The sequence below is a fragment of the Stenotrophomonas sp. PA-6-5C genome, assembly GCF_021605635.1.
Lineage (GTDB): Bacteria > Pseudomonadota > Gammaproteobacteria > Xanthomonadales > Xanthomonadaceae > Stenotrophomonas > Stenotrophomonas lactitubi.
In genome coordinates this window covers 1-17352 of record NZ_WKEE01000013.1, presented here as the reverse complement: position 1 = coordinate 17352, position 17352 = coordinate 1, and the positions used below count along the sequence as shown (strand labels likewise).

The following is a 17352-nucleotide window of genomic DNA, read 5'->3' as shown; positions in this document are numbered from 1 at the left end:
GTGCGGGCGCCACTGCCATGTCCGAAGTCGCCACCGAAGCGTCGCGTCGCCGCACGTTCGCCATCATTTCCCACCCTGACGCCGGCAAGACCACGTTGACCGAAAAGCTGCTGCTGTTCGGCGGCGCGATCCAGATGGCCGGCTCGGTGAAGGGCCGCAAGGCTGCCCGCCACGCCACCTCGGACTGGATGGCGCTGGAAAAGGAGCGCGGCATCTCCGTCACCTCCTCGGTGATGCAGTTCCCGTACGAAGGCAAGATCATCAACCTGCTCGACACCCCGGGCCACGCCGACTTCGGCGAGGACACCTACCGCGTGCTGACCGCGGTGGACTCGGCGCTGATGGTGATCGACGTGGCCAAGGGCGTGGAAGAGCGCACCATCAAGCTGATGGAAGTGTGCCGCCTGCGCGACACCCCGATCATGACCTTCATCAACAAGCTCGATCGCGAGGGCAAGGAGCCGATCGACCTGCTGGATGAGGTTGAAAGCGTGCTCGGCATCCAGTGCGCACCGGTCACCTGGCCGATCGGCATGGGCCAGCGCCTGAAGGGCGTGGTCCACCTGATCACCGGCGAAGTGCACCTGTACGAACAGGGTCGCAACTTCACCCGTCAGGATTCGACCATCTTCCCGTCGATCGATTCGCCCGGGTTGGCCGAGAAGATCGGCGAGCGCATGCTGGCCGATCTGCGCGACGAACTGGAACTGGTGCAGGGCGCCAGCCACCCGTTCGACCTGCAGGCCTATCGGGCGGGCAAGCAGACCCCGGTGTTCTTCGGTTCGGGCGTGAACAACTTCGGCGTGCAGCCGCTGCTGGACTTCTTCGTCGAGCACGCGCCGTCGCCGCAGGCACGCTCCACCACCGGCCGCGACGTCGCCCCGCAGGAGCCAAAGCTGACCGGCTTCGTTTTCAAGATCCAGGCCAACATGGATCCGCAGCACCGTGACCGCGTGGCGTTCATGCGTGTCTGCTCAGGCCGGTTCACTGCCGGCATGAAGACCCTGCACGTGCGCACCGGCAAGGACATGAAACTGGCCAATGCACTGACCTTCATGGCCAGCGACCGTGAAATCGCCGCCGAGGCGTGGCCGGGCGATGTGATCGGCATCCACAACCACGGCACCATTTCCATCGGTGACACCTTCACCGAAGGCGAAGCGATCACCTTCACCGGCATCCCCAACTTCGCCCCGGAACTGTTCCGTCGCGCCCGCCTGCGCGATCCCCTCAAGCTCAAGCAGCTGCAGAAGGGCCTGGCACAGTTGTCCGAGGAAGGTGCGACCCAGTTCTTCCGTCCGTTGACCAGCAACGACCTGATCCTGGGCGCCGTCGGCGTGCTGCAGTTCGATGTAGCCGCGTACCGCCTGAAGGACGAATACGGCGTGGAAGCCACCTTCGAGCAGGTCAGCGTGACCACGGCGCGCTGGGTCCATTGCAGCAACGAGAAGAAGCTGGAGGAGTTCCGCGAGAAGAATGCGCTGAACCTGGCCCTCGACGCCGCCGGCCACCTGGTCTACCTGGCGCCGACCCGGGTCAACCTGCAGCTGGCGCAGGAACGCGCGCCGGATGTGCGTTTCTCGGCAACCCGGGAAGCCGCGCATACGGTCACCGGCAACTGATTGCAGCGACCATACGGTGGCGGGGGTGCACGCGCCCGCCATCGCGGCGATGATAGGGGGGTGCGGGTCCCCCTCCCTGCAGACGATGCCCATGCCATGTCCACGACTTCCGCTGTTTCGATCCGTGAAGAAATCGCCAGCGCCCTGACCCACGGGCTGGGCGCGGTGCTTGCCCTGGCCGCCAGCGCGGTACTGATCACCCTGGCCGCGATCTACGGCGATGGCTGGCAGCTGGCCAGCGCGATCGTGTTCGGCATCGCCCTGCTGCTGCTGTACACCGCCTCCACGCTGTACCACGCCATCCAGCACCCGCAGGCCAAGGGCCGCCTGAAGGTGTTCGACCATTGCGCGATCTATGTGCTGATCGCCGGCACCTATACCCCGTTCACCCTGATCGGCCTGCGCGGCCCCTGGGGCTGGGGCATGTTCACCGCGATCTGGGCGCTGGCGCTCGGCGGCGTGGTGTTCAAGCTGTTCTACACCGGCCGCTTCAAGGTGCTGTCCACGGTGATCTACATCGCCATGGGCTGGTTGGTGGTGGTGGCGATCAAGCCGATGTGGGCCTCGATCGATGGCGGCACCCTGGCCTGGCTGTTCGGCGGCGGCCTGTCCTACACGCTGGGCACCTACTTCTACCACCGCGAATCCATCCCCTATTCGCATGCGATCTGGCATCTGTTCGTGATCGGTGGCAGCGTCTGCCACTTCGTCGCAGTGACCCGACAGGTGCTGTGACCCTCGATCAGCGGTAGCGCCAGGCCCTGCCTGGCAAGCAGGCGTGCACTCTGCACACCATGCACATGATCGCTTCGCGCCCCGTCCACCCCGACGGGGCAACCATGGCAGCGTGAATGCTGCCTCTGCTCCTGCTGCTCCCAAGGCGTCGCGCTGGCGCCTGCGTCGCCCCGGTCCACGTGGGCAGCGCTGGCTCGCCGTGCTGGTATTCCTGTTCGCGGCAATCCTGATCCTCATTGCCCTGTGGGACTGGAACTGGTTCAAGGGCCCGGTGGAACGTGCGGTGCAGGCCCGTACCGGGCGCGCCCTGCACATCGGCAACCTGGATGTCGACCTCGGCCGCACCACCACCGTGCGCGCCGATACCCTCACCTTCGCCAATGCGCCCTGGGCGAAACAGCCGAACATGGCCAGCGCCGACCGGATCGAGATCGACGTGCGCGTGTGGCCACTGCTGCGCGGCAACGTGCAGCTTCCCGAAGTCCGCCTGACCCGCCCTGACGTACTGCTGGAGACGGCGCCGCGCAAAGGTGACCCGGGCAACTGGAATTTCCTCGGCGACAGCAAGGGCGGCGCCACACCGCAGCTCAAGCGCCTGCACATTGATGATGGCCGCCTGCAGTTCCTCGACGCACTGGGTCGCACCGATATCCTGGTGAACGTGCGCAGCGGGCAACCGAAACAGGCCGACGCCGCACCACCGTTGCTGGTGGCCGGTAAAGGTCGCTGGCGGGGCAATCCCTTCGTCCTGAGCGGTGGCACCGAATCGCCGCTGGAACTGACCGACAGCGCCCATCCCTTCCGCATCCACCTCGATGGCCGCGCTGGCGCCACCCATGCCGTTGCCAGCGGCACCTTGACCAACCCGTTCCAGCTGCAGGTGTTCGACCTGCAGTTCGCGCTGAGCGGCAACGACCTGGCCGATCTGTATCCACTGCTGGGCATCGCCATTCCTCCCTCTCCGCCGTATGCCCTGGATGGCCGCCTGAAGCGCGATCACCAGGTGTGGCGCTATGAGCGCTTCACCGGCAAAGTCGGCGACAGCGATCTGGGCGGCGATGTGCAGTTCGATGTCTCCCGGGAACGCCCACGGATGACCGCGAACCTGGTGTCGCGTCGTCTTGATTTCGATGACCTTGCCGGCTTCGTCGGTGCACCGCCGAAGACCGGCGGCGGTGAGACCGCCAATGCAGAACAGAGGGCCGAGGCGGCGCGGGTGGCTGCCAGCGCGAAGGTGTTGCCGGCCACCCCGTACAACCTCGGCAAGCTGCGTGCGATGGATGCCGACGTGCGCTGGAAGGCCCAGCGCATCAATGCGCCGAAGCTGCCGCTGGACGACATGGATGCCCACCTGCTGCTGGACGATGGTGTGCTGCGGCTGGACCCGCTGAACTTCGGCGTTGCCGGCGGCGACATCCGCAGCACGATCCGCATGGATGCACGCCGCCCGCAGATCGCCACTTCGCTCAAGGCCAGCGTGCGCGGCGTGCAGCTGGGCCAGTTGTTCCCCGATGCCAAGCTGGCCGAGCAGGCCAAGGGTGGTATCAGCGGCGACATTGATCTGACCGGCAACGGCAACTCGATCGCGGCGATGCTCGGCAGCAGCAGCGGCAACGTGGCGTTGGGCATGGGCCGCGGCCATGTCGGCAACCTGCTGATGGAAGTGGCGGGGCTGGACATCACCGAATCGCTGAAATTCCTGTTCACCGGCGACAAACAGATTCCGCTGCGCTGCGCCTTCGCCGATTTCGGCGTGCGCGAGGGCCTGATGCATACCCGGTCGATGGCAGTGGACACCACCGATACGATCATCCTCGGCGAGGGCGATGTGAGCCTGCGCGATGAAACACTGGACCTGCTGCTGAAGCCACGACCGAAGGACAGGAGCATCCTGGTGCTGCGCTCGCCGCTGCGCATCGGCGGCACCTTCAAGGACCCGTCATTCCGCCCCGACTTCAAGGCGCTGGGTATCCGGGGTGCGGTGGCGTTGACGCTGGGCAGCATCGCGCCGCCGGCGGCACTGCTGGCCACCATCGAACTGGGCCCGGGCAAGGATGCCGACTGCGGTGGGCACTACGCGAAATAGAGCGGGCGTTCGCGGCGCCTTTGTTTTCCGTGCGGAGAGCCGAAGCAAGGCGACAGGCAGGACACGCCGTAAACCCCGCTCCGCGGCCCGGCCCAGCCGCTGGCGGCTGTGCGTTCGGGCGCTTGCGAAGCAGTGCTTCGCAAGCAAAGCGCCCTCACCCATGGGGGCTCGGTCGGCGCATCCATGCGCCTCACGGTCCTGCCTGCCGCCTTGCTCCGGCTTCGGACAGTTTCCTGCAGCCGCGGAACGAGAGCAGGAATTCAAAGTCAAAAGAAAAAAGCAGAATCAAAAGCAGTGCCGACCAAGGTTGGCATCCACCAACGGCGGATTGTCGGGGTGAAGCCCACCGCGCTCGCAGGAACGTGTCCTGAGGCGGAGGGCATGGCCGTGCAGGACCGTTGGCGCCATGGATGGCGCCATCGAGCCCCATGGACGGGTTTACGGCGTGTCCTGCACGGCCATGCCCTCCGCCTCCCCGCACATCAGGAAGGCGCTGCTTTGGCTTTGGCTTTGGCAGTTGCTTGAAAAAGCGGGCCGGCGGGCCGCAGGCCCGCCAGCGACAAACTTACCCCGCCACGATGTACTGCTGCAGCTGATCCAGCTCGCGCCGCTGCGCATCGATCACCGACTTCACCAGGTCACCGATGGAAATGACCCCAAGTACCTGCCCGCCCTCGACCACCGGCAGATGGCGGATGCGGTAATCGGTCACCAGCTGCAGGCAGTGTTCCACCTGCTCACCCGGGGTCACCGTCACTACTTTCGCAGTCATGATCTCCGACACCGCCGTGTCACGCGACGAACGATCGTGGAGCACGATCTTGCGCGCGTAATCGCGCTCGGACAGGATCCCGACCAGTCGCGGTCCATCCATCACCAGTACCGCGCCGATGCCCTTCTGTGCCATCAGCCGGATCGCATCGATCACCGCCGCGCCAGGCGCGACCGCATGTACTTCAGGGGACTTGCCGTCCAACAGTTGCCGTACCGACGTCATCTGCCTGCCCTCCCAGGGTGGGTTGCAGCTCCGAGTCTGCCACGGAAGGGGCCAACCATGCGTCAACCAGGTACAACGGCCGTTGCTTGGACTCCTCGTACAGGCGTCCCAGGTACTCGCCGATAAGCCCCAGCGCGATCAACTGCACGCCCCCCAGGAACAGGATCACCGCCATCATCGTCGGCCAGCCGGCCACACGGTCGCCGTACATCGCCGCCTTGGCGATCACCCAGATGGCAAACACGAAGGCCACGCTAGCGGTGGCCAGCCCCATGTAAGTCGCCGCCCGCAGCGGGACCGTCGAGAAGCCGGTGATGCCTTCCAGCGCGAAGTTCCACAGCCGCCACAGGCTGAACTTGCTGCTGCCGGCCAAACGGGCATGCCGGTGATACGGCACCGCCACGCGGCGGAAGCCGACCCAGCTGAAGAGCCCCTTCATGAACCGGTGACGTTCGCGCATCTCGCGCAGTGCGCTCAGCGCGCGCGGCGACAGCAAACGGAAATCGCCGGTATCGGCAGGGATGGGCGTGCGCGAGAGGCGGCCGATCACCCGGTAGAACACCGATGCGGCAGCACGCTTGCTCCAGCTCTCACCGTCACGCACCAGACGGGTGCCATAGACGTTGTCGTAGCCTTCGCGCCAGCGCTCGACAAAGTGCGGCACCAGTTCCGGCGGGTCCTGACCATCGGCGTCGAGGATCATCGCCGCGCCTTCGCGCACATGGTCCAGGCCGGCGGTCAGCGCCGCCTCCTTGCCGAAGTTGCGCGACAGCTTCAGCGCCGATACCCGCGGGTCGGCCTGGGCCAGCGATGCGATCAACGACCAGGTGGTGTCACTGCTGCCGTCATCCACGTACAGGATGTGTCCATCGATTCCGGCCAGGCCGTCCAGTACCGCGCACAATCGCGGATGCAGCTGGGGTAGAACCAGCTCTTCATTGTGCGCGGCGATGACGAAGGTAAGACGCTCACGAGTCATCGCCGGATTGTACGTGGTTGACGGGCGTGCAGCCCGCCAGTCCACCGTCCACGCCACCCGCTTCCGGCACCAGAAGCGAAGACACCACGGACGCCGCTGCTGTCGGCGCCCTCAGTCCTCGGCCAGATACCCCGCTCCACCCAGCTGCCGTGCCTGCCGCTGGATCCACGCCGCACGCCGCTGCACGTACGGGCCTGGCTTGGCCGCGTTGTAGCGACGCGGCGCCGGCAACACTGCCGCCAGACGTGCGCTCTCCGCAGGGCTCAGCCGCGCGGCGTCCTTGCCCCAGAATGTCTGCGCCGCCGCTTGGGCGCCGTACACGCCGTCGCCGAACTCGGCGATGTTGGCGTACATCTCCAGGATCCGCTGCTTCGGCCAGAACGCTTCGATCAGCACCGTGTACCAGACCTCCAGGCCCTTGCGGATCCAGCTGCGGCCCTGCCACAGGAACAGGTTCTTGGCCACCTGCTGGCTGATCGTGCTGGCCCCGCGCAGGCGCCCGCCGCGCGCGTTGTGGTCGCGCGCCTTTTCAATAGCCTGCAGATCGAATCCGCTGTGGTCAGGGAAGCGCTGGTCCTCCGCGGCTACCAGCGAAATGGGAAGGCTCGGCGCCATCTGGTCCAGGTCCCGCCACTGGTAGTGCAGCCGGTAGGACCAGTCGCCTTCACCCAGTGCCTCGCCGAAACGCCAGACCATCACCGTGGACAGCGGCGGATCGATGAAACGCAGCACCAGCACCTGCAGGCAGCTGAAGGCCACGAACAGCACCGGCAGCCACAGCAGCCGCTTCCAGCGCCAGCGCCGACGCGGCGCCGTTTCGGCGGCGGCCACTACCTTGTCCTGCTCTCCCCCTGCCCCCATTACTGGTGCATCCTTCTTATGCCTGGTTGTCGGCGCATTATCCGGCAACCATCCCCGTTTCCGCGCGATGTGAGCCGATGACCGCCCAATCCGATTCCCTTATCCGTTTCCTGCTCCCCGACGCCGGTGTCCGTGGCGTCCACGTGCGCCTGCAGGCCACCTGGCAGGACATCCAGTCCCACGGCGAGTATCCGGACAGTGCCACCGAACTGCTCGGCGAGGCCTGCGTGGCCTCGGCGCTGTTCACCGGCCACACCAAGGTGGACGGCCGCCTGTCGATCCAGCTGCGCAGCAACACGGCCCTGCGCACGCTGTTCGCCGAATGCACTGCCGCCGGCACCCTGCGCGGCATCGTCCAGCTGGCCGAAGGCGGTGACGCCCCCCGCGACCTGACCGACCTGGGTCAGGACTCGCTGCTGGCCATCACCATCGAAAATCCGGGCCTGGATCCGCGCGAACCGCAGCGCTACCAGAGCCTGGTCGCACTGACCGCGCCAGAACTGGATGAAGCGTTCGAGGACTACTTCCGCCAGTCCGAGCAGTTGCCGACGCGCCTGCTGCTGGCCGCCGGCCGCGGCGGTGCTGCCGGCCTGCTGCTGCAGAAGCTGCCGGGCGACGAGGGCGACGACGACGGCTGGGCCCGCGCCAGCGCGCTGTTCGACACCCTGGGCAAGGCCGAACTGCTGGCGACCCCGGCCGAGGAACTGCTGCACCGCTTGTTCCACGAGGAGAAGGCGGAGCTGGTGGGTGACAAGGCCCTGTCCTTCGCCTGCTCCTGCTCGCGTGAACGGGTTGCCTCGATGCTGTTCTCGCTGGGCGAGGAAGAGGCCCGTGCGGCTGCCGAAGACACCGGCGCGGTGGACGTACGTTGCGAATTCTGCGGACGGGAGTATCACTTTCCGTTGACGGAGTTCGGCATACTGTTCCACGGTGCCCAGGGGGCTGTACCGGCACCTGAACGTCTTCAGTGAAAACGAATGAGTCTTGTATCTGGGGAGGAACAAGGCTTGTTAAGAATTCATAAACACCCTAGGATCGAGTTCCCGCCCCAGCGGGAACTTTCACTGTCCGTCACTGTCTGAACTGGTCCGATGCGTACCTTCCTGCGTCTACCGCTGGCCCTGCTGATCGCCCTTGGCGCGATCACGGGCGTGCATGCGCAGAGCAAGGACACCCGCACCGTGATTCCGGTCTGGAACAAGGGCAGTGGCAAGGTCGAGGCCCTGCTGTACCTGGAGCCGACCGGTGAACAGGCCGTCGGCGCACGCTGGCATTTCGGCCGCAATTCGCTCGATGCTGCGTTCGGCCTGTCCTCGGGCGACTCGCTGGGCCTGCTGTGCAACAGCAGCAGCGGTTCGAGCATCAGCGGACTGGCGAGCCATTGCATGCTGGCCAGCCTGGGTGACGACGATGACGCCATCGGCTCCAACCGGCGCCTGACCGGCACCGCCGCGCTCAACCGCGGTACCGGCCGCCTGGGAATCACTGCCGGCACCGGTCGCGAGACCCTGCCCGCCTGGCTGGCGACGCCCAGCAAGACCCCCTCGCTGCGCGCCGAACAGAATGACCTGACCGTGTTCGCACAGAAGAACATCGGTCGCGAGGGCTTTGTCTCCATCGCCGGCACGTATGCCAAGGCACGCCTGGTACCGCTGGCTGACGCCTCGCCGGCCATCGTCGACCGCTGGGACAGCAAGAGCCTGAGCCTGGGTGCCGGCTACGGCAATTTCAGTGGCAGCATCATCGGTCGCGTGGTTGACGTTCCGGGCAAGCCCGGCAAGTGGGAAGGCCTGGGCATCGGCCTGACCTGGCGCACCCCGTGGTCCGGCCAGCTCACCGTCGGCGCCGAGAACGTCATCAGCCGCGGCAAGAACCCGTTCTCCCCGCGCAACGAAAGCAACGATGACGGCACCGTGCCGTACGTCCGCTACGAGCAGGATCTGTAGTCGCCTATCGACTGGTAACAAGCAGTGTTCAACATCGGGCGCCCTGGGGCGCCCGAATTGTTTCCGGACACTTCTGTCAAGTGCGAAAAGCACTCATCTGTTACAAACAGATACATCACGACATGCATCAACTGAAACTTTTTTGTGCTTCGGAGGCGGGCAGATGCAGTGGCGCCCGCCCGCGCACCAGCATAACTCGTTGAAATAAAAGAAATCGAAGCGCATTCATGTGTAACCACAGCGTGAATTAACACAGCTTTAATTTTTGGCAGAGGGCCGTTACTATCGATTCAGCCTCGCGATTTTGGAGTCCTCTTTTGGACTCCGCCGCGCAGGCACTACCCCAGCCAAGATTTCTTGGAGAGAGAGAGCCAATGAATTTCCAGTCCAACAAGCTGCGTGACGCTGTCGTCGTCGCGCTGATCGCCGGTGCGGCGACGTCCGTAACAGCCCAGGCGCAGGAAGCGACCAACCTGGATCGCATTTCGGTAACCGGTTCGCGCATCAAGAGCACCGATATCGAAACCTCGCAGCCGGTCCTGAGCCTGACCCGCGCCGACATCGAGAAGCAGGGCGTGACCTCGGTCGCCGACATCCTGCAGCGCGTTGCCGCCAACGGTGCCGCACTGAACCGCACCTTCAACAATGGCGGCGACGGTACGTCCGGCATCAGCCTGCGCAACCTCGGTGCCGAACGCACCCTGGTGCTGGTCAACGGCCGTCGCTGGACCACCGGCCTGGATGGCAGCGTCGACCTCAACACCATCCCGGTTGCGATGATCGAGCGGATCGACGTCCTGAAGGACGGCGCTTCGACCATCTACGGTTCGGATGCCATCGCCGGCGTGGTGAACATCATCACCAAGCAGAACTTCGACGGCGCCGAAGCGAACTTCTACAAGGGCCAGTACAGCCAGGGCGACGGCGAGCGCGAGGCTGCCGACTTCACCATCGGCACCACCACCGACCGCGCGTCGCTGGTGCTCGGCGTGTCCTACGTGAAGGAAGGCACCGTGATGGCTGGTGATCGCAAGATCTCAGCCGGTGGCCCGCCGTTCTTCGGCGGTCAGAGCAGCACCGGCATCCCGGGCTCCTACATCCGCGATGACGAGCGCTATGTACTCATCAACGGCGTGCAGACCCCGTTCGACAGCGACGTGCATGGCTACAACACCTCGCCGGACAACTACCTGCTGACCCCGCAGGAACGCACCTCGCTGTTCGCCACCGGTTCCTACAACGTCACCGACAACATCACCTTCCGTACCGAGGCGATGTACAACGAGCGCAAGTCCGAGCAGCTGCTCGCGGCGATGCCGGTGACCGGCCGTCGCCTGAGCGCCAGCAGCATCTACAACCCGTTCGGCGAGGACCTGACCGGCGTGAATCGCCGCTTCAATGAAACCGGCGGCCGTTCGTTCAACCAGAACGTCAAGAACTGGCACTTCTACGGTGGTTTCGAGGGCTTCTTCGAATTCGCCGACCGCAACTTCGACTGGGACGTCGGCTACCGTTACGACAAGACCGACCAGAATGATCTGACCTACGGCCTGTTCAACGTCCAGCGCTTGAACGAAGCCTATGGCCCGTCGGCAATTCAGGGTGGCCAGGCTGTCTGTCTGACCGCAGCCGGCGCTGTCATTCCGGGCTGCGTGCCGATGAATCCGCTGGGCGGGCTGGGCTCGATCTCGCAGGAAGCACTGGACTACGCCTCCTTCACCGCGCATGACTCGGCCAGCTTGGTTTCCAAGAGCTACTACGCCAACATCTCCGGTGAAATCGTGCAGTTGCCGGCAGGTGCGCTGGGCTTCGCAGCAGGTTATGAAGGCCGTAAGGAAAGTGGCCAGTTCGATCCGGACGCGTTCATTGCCGCTGGCCTGAGCACCGGCAACGGCGCGGCACCGACCAAGGGCGCCTACGACCTCGACGAGTTCTTCCTGGAATTGTCGATCCCGGTGCTGGCTGACCTGCCGGGTGCCAAGCTGCTCGACTTCAGCGTGGCTTCGCGCTACTCGAAGTACAGCAACTTCGGCAACACCACCAACAACAAGTTCGGTTTCCGTTGGAAGCCGATCGATGACCTGATGGTGCGTGGTAACTACTCCGAAGGCTTCCGTGCGCCGAGCATCAACAACCTGTATCGCGGCGACGCCGATTCGTTCGAAACCTATGCCGATCCGTGCTCGGCCTCCAGCGGGCGTCGCACCGGTGCGGTGGCCGCGCAGTGCGCTGCTGAAGGCGTACCGGCGAACTTCCAGCAGCCGGGTGCCGGCAGCGGCGCCAACAAGCAGACGCCGGAAGCGTTCACCTGGAAGTCCAACCCGGATCTGAAGCCGGAAACCTCGACCAGCAAGACGCTGGGCCTGGTGTGGAGCCCGAGCTTCGTTACCGGCCTGAACGTCACCGTGGACTGGTGGCAGATCGAGGTCGAAGACGCCATCACCCGTCCGGCGATCGGCGACATCATGGATCGCTGCTACGGTGGTTCACCGCAGGAACAGGCAGCCTACTGCGGCCTGATCACCCGCGACCCGACCTACGGCACCGCGACCCAGCGCTATACCATCACCAACGTCGACATGCCGCTGCAGAACCTGTCCTCGTACAAGGTGGAAGGCTGGGATGTGGGCGTCCTGTACAAGCTGCCGGAAACCTCGTTCGGCCAGTTCACCGTCAGCTGGGACAGCACCTATCTGTCCAAGTGGGACACCAAGTCCACCGAAGATGCTCCGGTCGACGGCCGTGCCGGTCGCTACCTCGACCAGGATCCGTACTGGCGCATCCGTTCCAACCTGTACGTCGACTGGTCCTACGGTGATTTCGGCGTGAACTACGGTCTGCGCTACAAGTCGGGCATGACCGAAGAATGTCCGTTCGATCCGGTGCGCGACTCCGACCTGGTGGGCTACTGCTCCGACGGCCAGAACGGCAAGAACCACATGGCATCGACCACCTACCACGACATCCAGGTGCGCTACAACACCCCGTGGAAGGGCACGATCATGCTGGGTCTGAACAACGCATGGGACAAGCAGCCGCCGGTCTCGTACTCGACCTCGTACAACATGTTCGACCCGCAGTACGACCTGCCGGGCCGTTACATGTACATGCAGTACAAGCAGAAGTTCTGATCGATCCACTGATCAGCTGATGCAGCAACGGCCCCGAAAGGGGCCGTTGTTTTTTGTGCGTTCGCTGCTGGCGTCAACACCAACGAAAAAGGCCGCGGCACTGCCGCGGCCTTTCTGCATCCAGCGATGAAGAACGCTCAGCCGTTCGGAATCAGGGTGTCGATCAGGTGTTCGACATACGCTTCGAAGTCCTCGCGCGCCTGCTTGGGTTGCTGCAGCTGCAGCGACAACTGCAGGAAGCCCACATATGCCGCGTAGGCCAGGCGTGCGCGATGGCGTGCATCGGTCGAGCTCAGGCCCGCCTGGCGGAAGGAGGCGATCAGGTAATCGAGCCGCCGCTGCGACACGCGGTCGATCACCGGCCGCACCATCGGATGGTCCAGCGCCTTCAGCAGCTCGCTGTAGATGATGTGCGGCTGCACTTCGTGCGCCACCATCTGGAACAGCTGGCGCAGGCGCACGCGCGGGTCCGGCACGTCTTCCAGGCTGCCGAACACCTGTTCCTGCTCGAACAGTTCCCAGCGTTCCAGCGCGGCCTGCAGCAGCGCGTCACGCGAGGGGAAGTGCCAGTAGAAACTGCCTTTGGTCACGCCAAGGCGGCGCGCCAGCGGCTCCACCGCGACGGCGCTGACACCTTGCTCGGCAATCAGATCGAGGGCCGCCTGGGCCCAGTCTTCGGCACTCAGGCGGCTGTTGCGGCCGGCACGCGGTTCGCCGGCGGAAGCGTCAGGTTGATTCATTTGCTGATTTAACCATACGCCGGGGTTCGTTGCAGTACGCGGTTGCGGCCGAAACCGTCGGCAACCGGGCCAGAAGGGATTCCTGCAGCGCACCATACCGTGCAGTATTGACTTCCTGCAGAAGCAATCCATACTAGCGAGTATGGTTATGTCCCCTACTCCCGCTGCATTCCATGACCTGCGCCTGGAGGCTGCCCACGGCGCCTTGCTGGCTGCAACTGCCAGCACCTCCGGCCGTCGCGGACGCGTGCTGTTCGCACACGGCTTTGGCCAGACCCGCCACGCCTGGACGACCACGGCCAAAGCACTGTCGGCCGCTGGCCTGCAGACTCTGGCCTACGACGCCCGCGGTCATGGCGATTCCGACTGGAATGCGGCCGATCTGGCCTATCACGGCGAGCAGTTCGCCGATGACCTGATCGTGCTGGCCGGCGAGCAGCCGCGACCGCCGGTGCTGGTGGCCGCGTCCATGGGGGGCCTGTTCGGCCTGCTGGCCGAATCACGCTGGCCCGGGCTGTTCTCGGCCATGGTGCTGGTGGACATCACCCCGCGCTGGGACACCGCTGGCGTCGAACGCATCCTCGCCTTCATGACCGCGCATCCGGAAGGATTCGCCTCGCTGTCGCAGGCTGCCGATGTGATTTCGGCCTATGTGCCACACCGTCCGCGCAAATCCGAGGATTCACTGCGCGCCCTGCTGCGCGAAGATGGCCACGGCCGCTGGCGCTGGCATTGGGACCCGCGCCTGGTGGCCGAGCTGGCCCGCGACAGCGAGCAGCACCAGGATGCACTGGCCGAGGCCGCGCGCCAGGTGAAGTGTCCCCTGCTGCTGGTCAGCGGTGGCCGCAGCGACCTGGTCACCCCGCAGACGGTGGCCGAATTCCTGGCATTGGCGCCGCACGCGCGCCACGTACAGTTGCCGCAGGCCACGCACATGGTCGCCGGTGATGACAACGACGCCTTTACCGCTACTGTGTTGGACTATCTGGACGTGTTGCCCGCAGCGGATGCTGCAGCTTCGTCCGCCATAAACGAGCACGTCACCGGAGCACGCTCATGAGCCTCGTCATTCCCTTCCTCGCCCTGCTGCTGGCAGGCGCGTTCGTTGCCTACCACCGCATGCGCCTGCTGACCTGGACGCTGATCAGCGTGGCCCTGCTGGTCGCCTGCTGGTTCATTCCCTACGTCAACCAGACCGCCACGATCGTCGCTGCCGCCGTACTGGCCGTGATCGTCGTGCCGCTGCTGCTGCCGTTCATCCGCAAGCCGCTGCTGACCGGCCCGATGATGAAGGTGTTCCGCAAGGTGCTGCCGCCGCTGTCGCAGACCGAACGCATCGCCCTGGAAACCGGCTCGGTCGGCTTCGAAGGCGAGCTGTTCACCGGTGACCCGGACTGGAACATCCTGCTGAACTACCCCAAGCCGCAGCTGAGTGCTGAAGAACAGGCCTTCCTCGATGGCCCGGTCGAAGAGCTGTGCAAGATGGTCAACGACTGGGAGATCACCCACGTCCATGCCGACCTGCCGCCGGAACTGTGGAGCTTCATCAAGAAGAACAAGTTCTTCGGCATGATCATTCCGAAGGAATACGGCGGCCTGGGCTTCAGCGCGCTGGCCCACCACAAGGTGATCCAGAAGCTGGCCTCGGTGTCTTCGGTGGTCAGCTCCACCGTTGGCGTACCGAACTCGTTGGGCCCGGGTGAGCTGCTCAACCATTACGGCACCCAGGAACAGAAGGACCAGTACCTGCCGCGCCTGGCCGATGGCCGCGAAGTGCCCTGCTTCGGCCTGACCGGTCCGTTCGCCGGCTCGGACGCCACCTCGATCCCCGATTACGGCATCGTCTGCAAGGGCGAGTGGAACGGCGAGCAGGTCCTCGGCGTCAAGCTCACCTTCGACAAGCGCTACATCACGCTGGCCCCGGTAGCCACGCTGATCGGCCTGGCCTTCCGCATGTACGACCCGGATGGCCTGATCGGCACCACCCGCGATATCGGCATCACCTTGGCCCTGTTGCCGCGTGACACCGCCGGTGTGGAAATCGGCCGTCGCCATTTCCCGCTCAACTCGACCTTCCAGAACGGCCCGATCCGTGGCAAGGATGTCTTCATCCCGCTGACCCAGCTGATCGGCGGCGCCGAGAAGGCCGGCAAGGGCTGGAACATGCTCAACGAGTGCCTGGCCGTCGGCCGCTCGATCACCCTGCCCTCCACCGCCAGTGGCGGTGCCAAGGCCGGCGCGGTGGTGACCGGTGCCTACGCGCGCATCCGCAAGCAGTTCGGCCTGTCGGTCGGCCGCTTCGAAGGCGTGGAAGAAGCGCTGGCCCGCATTGGTGGCAAGGCGTACAAGATCAGCGCGCTGTCGCAGGCCACCGCTGCCGCTGTGGACCGCGGTGACGTGCCGTCGGTGCCGTCGGCGATCGCCAAGTACCACTGCACCAACATGAGCCGTGAAGTGATCTCGGACGTGATGGACGTGATCGGCGGCAAGGGCATCATCCTGGGGCCGCGCAACTTCGCCGGCCGCAGCTGGCAGGCCGCACCGATCGCGATCACCGTGGAAGGGGCCAACATCATGACCCGCAGCCTGCTGATCTTCGGCCAGGGTGCGATCCTCTGCCACCCGTGGGTGCTGAAGGAAATGAAGGCCGCGCAGGATCCGGACACCCGTGCCGGCCTGCAGGACTTCGACCGCAGCCTGTTCGGTCACATCCGCTACGGCATTTCGAATGCTGTTCGTTCGTTCTGGTTCGGCCTGACCGGCGCGCGCTTCGGCGCTGCCCCGGGCGACGCCTACACCCGCCGCTACTTCCGCAAGCTGGACCGTTATTCGGCCAACCTGGCGCTGATGGCCGACATCTCGATGATGACGCTGGGCGGCAAGCTGAAGTTCAAGGAATCGCTGTCCGGCCGCCTGGGCGATGTGCTGAGCCACGTCTACATGACCAGCGCCATGCTCAAGCGCTACCACGACGAAGGCGCACCGCAGGCCGACCAGCCGCTGCTGGCCTGGGCCTTCCATGACAGCGTGCACAAGATCGAGGAATCGCTGTCGGCGGCCCTGCGCAACTTCCCGATCCGTCCGATCGGCTGGCTGATGTGGGCACTGATCTTCCCGCTGGGCCGTCGTGCCGAGGCCCCGGGCGACCGCCTGAGCCGTCGCGTGGCTGCGCTGCTGATGGCACCGAACGAAGCCCGCGACCGCCTCGCCAGCGGCGTGTTCCTGACCCCGTGCGAGAACAACCCGGGTGGCCGCATCAACAGCTACCTGAGCAAGGCGATCATGGCCGAGCCGGTGGAGCGCAAGTTCATCAAGGCGCTCAAGACCAAGGGCATCGAAGCGCTGGATTTCGTCACCCAGTTGGACGAGGCCGTGGCCGAAGGCGTGATCACCCAGGACGAACGCACCCTGCTCGAGGAGCTGCGCACGCTCACCCTGGAAACCATCACCGTGGACGACTTCGATCCGGAAGAGCTGCGCTCGGCGGGTTACTACAAGCGCGAACAGAAGGGCGCGCAGTCGCAGGCCGCGTGATCGCAGCCACCATGTAAACGACAACGGCGGACTTCGGTCCGCCGTTTCTTTAGGGAGACACCCGATGTCTGCTCCACTGCTTACGCTTTACCACCGCCTGCAGCGCTGGCCTGCCGGCAACTGGTTGTTCTCGCGCGCGGTGTGCTTCAAGGCACCCTACTTCGCCAGCATCGCCCCGCGCATCACTCTCCTCGAGAACGGCCGCTGCGAGGGCACGCTGGCCGACCGCCGCAAGGTGCGCAACCACATCGGTACGGTGCACGCGATCGCGATGTGCAACCTGGCCGAGCTGACCGCCGGGCTGATGGTCGATGCGTCGCTGCCGAAGGGCATGCGCTGGATCCCGAAGGGGATGCAGGTGCAATACCTGGCCAAGGCCCGCGGCACGCTGCACGCGACGGCGTTGCCGGCGCAGCCGATCGTGGTGGCGGCCGAAGGTTACGCGTTGCCGGTGACGGTGACGGTGCGCGACCGCGCGGGCACGGAGGTATTCAGTGCGGTGATCGACATGTGGGTGTCGCCGGCGAAGTGATGTTCCCGCGAACGGCGCAGCCCCTCGTGGGTTGGTCGCTGGAAGCGGGTCATGGGTTGGGCCGGAGGGCTGGGGCCAGGCGGGGACGCCGCAAGTACGTCCCTGTAGGCTTGGCCGCGCCATCCATGGCGCGGGCACACCCCAAACCCACACCCACCCCCCTCCCCCACCTTTCCCGGGCCCGTGCCG

General features: G+C 65.2%; 13 protein-coding genes. 9 read left to right on the top strand and 4 right to left on the bottom strand.

Translation table 11 applies throughout. The annotated features are described in order from the left end of the window. The first annotated feature begins 17 nt into the window (after positions 1 to 17). The 3 genes from GIW57_RS07785 (at position 18) to GIW57_RS07775 (ending at position 4443) form a co-directional block, all read left to right on the top strand. A complete protein-coding gene (locus GIW57_RS07785) occupies positions 18 to 1622 on the top strand; it encodes a peptide chain release factor 3 (RefSeq protein ID WP_025877820.1) in 1605 nt (534 codons plus the stop codon). 96 nt (positions 1623 to 1718) lie between these two features. Next, positions 1719 to 2357 (top strand): hemolysin III family protein, encoded by a 639-nt coding sequence (locus tag GIW57_RS07780; protein WP_100460066.1) that lies wholly within the window; start codon positions 1719 to 1721, stop codon positions 2355 to 2357. 112 nt (positions 2358 to 2469) lie between these two features. Beyond that, positions 2470 to 4443, top strand: coding sequence for an AsmA family protein (locus GIW57_RS07775; protein WP_236509808.1), 1974 nt, complete (start codon positions 2470 to 2472; stop codon positions 4441 to 4443). 565 nt (positions 4444 to 5008) lie between these two features. Here GIW57_RS07775 and GIW57_RS07770 read toward each other — a convergent pair. The 3 genes from GIW57_RS07770 to mtgA form a co-directional block, all read right to left on the bottom strand. After that, entirely contained in the window at positions 5009 to 5440 is a 432-nt protein-coding gene (locus tag GIW57_RS07770; protein ID WP_089236496.1) for a CBS domain-containing protein, read from the bottom strand. Beyond that, a complete protein-coding gene (locus GIW57_RS07765) occupies positions 5400 to 6419 on the bottom strand; it encodes a glycosyltransferase family 2 protein (RefSeq protein WP_100460069.1) in 1020 nt (339 codons plus the stop codon). The genes GIW57_RS07770 and GIW57_RS07765 overlap by 41 nt, the downstream gene beginning before the upstream one ends. A gap of 111 nt (positions 6420 to 6530) precedes the next feature. Further along, positions 6531 to 7280: a monofunctional biosynthetic peptidoglycan transglycosylase gene (gene mtgA, locus GIW57_RS07760; RefSeq protein ID WP_100553261.1), complete on the bottom strand. Its 750-nt coding sequence runs from the start codon at positions 7278 to 7280 to the stop codon at positions 6531 to 6533. A 77-nt stretch (positions 7281 to 7357) separates the two neighbouring features. On the opposite strand from mtgA, the gene GIW57_RS07755 reads away from it, so the two are divergent. The 3 genes from GIW57_RS07755 (at position 7358) to GIW57_RS07745 (ending at position 12357) form a co-directional block, all read left to right on the top strand. Further along, entirely contained in the window at positions 7358 to 8251 is an 894-nt protein-coding gene (locus tag GIW57_RS07755) for an Hsp33 family molecular chaperone HslO (protein ID WP_236509805.1), read from the top strand. 120 nt (positions 8252 to 8371) lie between these two features. Continuing rightward, positions 8372 to 9226: a hypothetical protein gene (locus tag GIW57_RS07750; RefSeq protein WP_032952038.1), complete on the top strand. Its 855-nt coding sequence runs from the start codon at positions 8372 to 8374 to the stop codon at positions 9224 to 9226. Positions 9227 to 9600: 374 nt separating this feature from the next. Further along, entirely contained in the window at positions 9601 to 12357 is a 2757-nt protein-coding gene (locus GIW57_RS07745; RefSeq protein ID WP_100460072.1) for a TonB-dependent receptor, read from the top strand. A 137-nt stretch (positions 12358 to 12494) separates the two neighbouring features. Here the strand turns inward: GIW57_RS07745 and GIW57_RS07740 are convergent, their stop codons facing one another. After that, complete coding sequence (locus GIW57_RS07740; protein WP_025877807.1) at positions 12495 to 13097, bottom strand: TetR/AcrR family transcriptional regulator; 603 nt, start codon at positions 13095 to 13097, stop codon at positions 12495 to 12497. Positions 13098 to 13239: 142 nt separating this feature from the next. On the opposite strand from GIW57_RS07740, the gene GIW57_RS07735 reads away from it, so the two are divergent. From GIW57_RS07735 to GIW57_RS07725, 3 genes are all read left to right on the top strand, one after another. Further along, positions 13240 to 14157 carry an alpha/beta hydrolase gene (locus tag GIW57_RS07735; RefSeq protein WP_100460073.1) on the top strand — a complete coding sequence of 306 codons (918 nt, stop codon included), beginning with the start codon at positions 13240 to 13242 and terminating at the stop codon, positions 14155 to 14157. Further along, positions 14154 to 16631 carry an acyl-CoA dehydrogenase gene (locus GIW57_RS07730; RefSeq protein WP_099818865.1) on the top strand — a complete coding sequence of 826 codons (2478 nt, stop codon included), beginning with the start codon at positions 14154 to 14156 and terminating at the stop codon, positions 16629 to 16631. The genes GIW57_RS07735 and GIW57_RS07730 overlap by 4 nt, the downstream gene beginning before the upstream one ends. Before the next feature lie 64 nt (positions 16632 to 16695). Then, positions 16696 to 17163, top strand: a complete 468-nt coding sequence (locus GIW57_RS07725; protein ID WP_100460074.1) for a hotdog fold domain-containing protein — start codon at positions 16696 to 16698, stop codon at positions 17161 to 17163. Positions 17164 to 17352 lie beyond the last annotated feature (189 nt).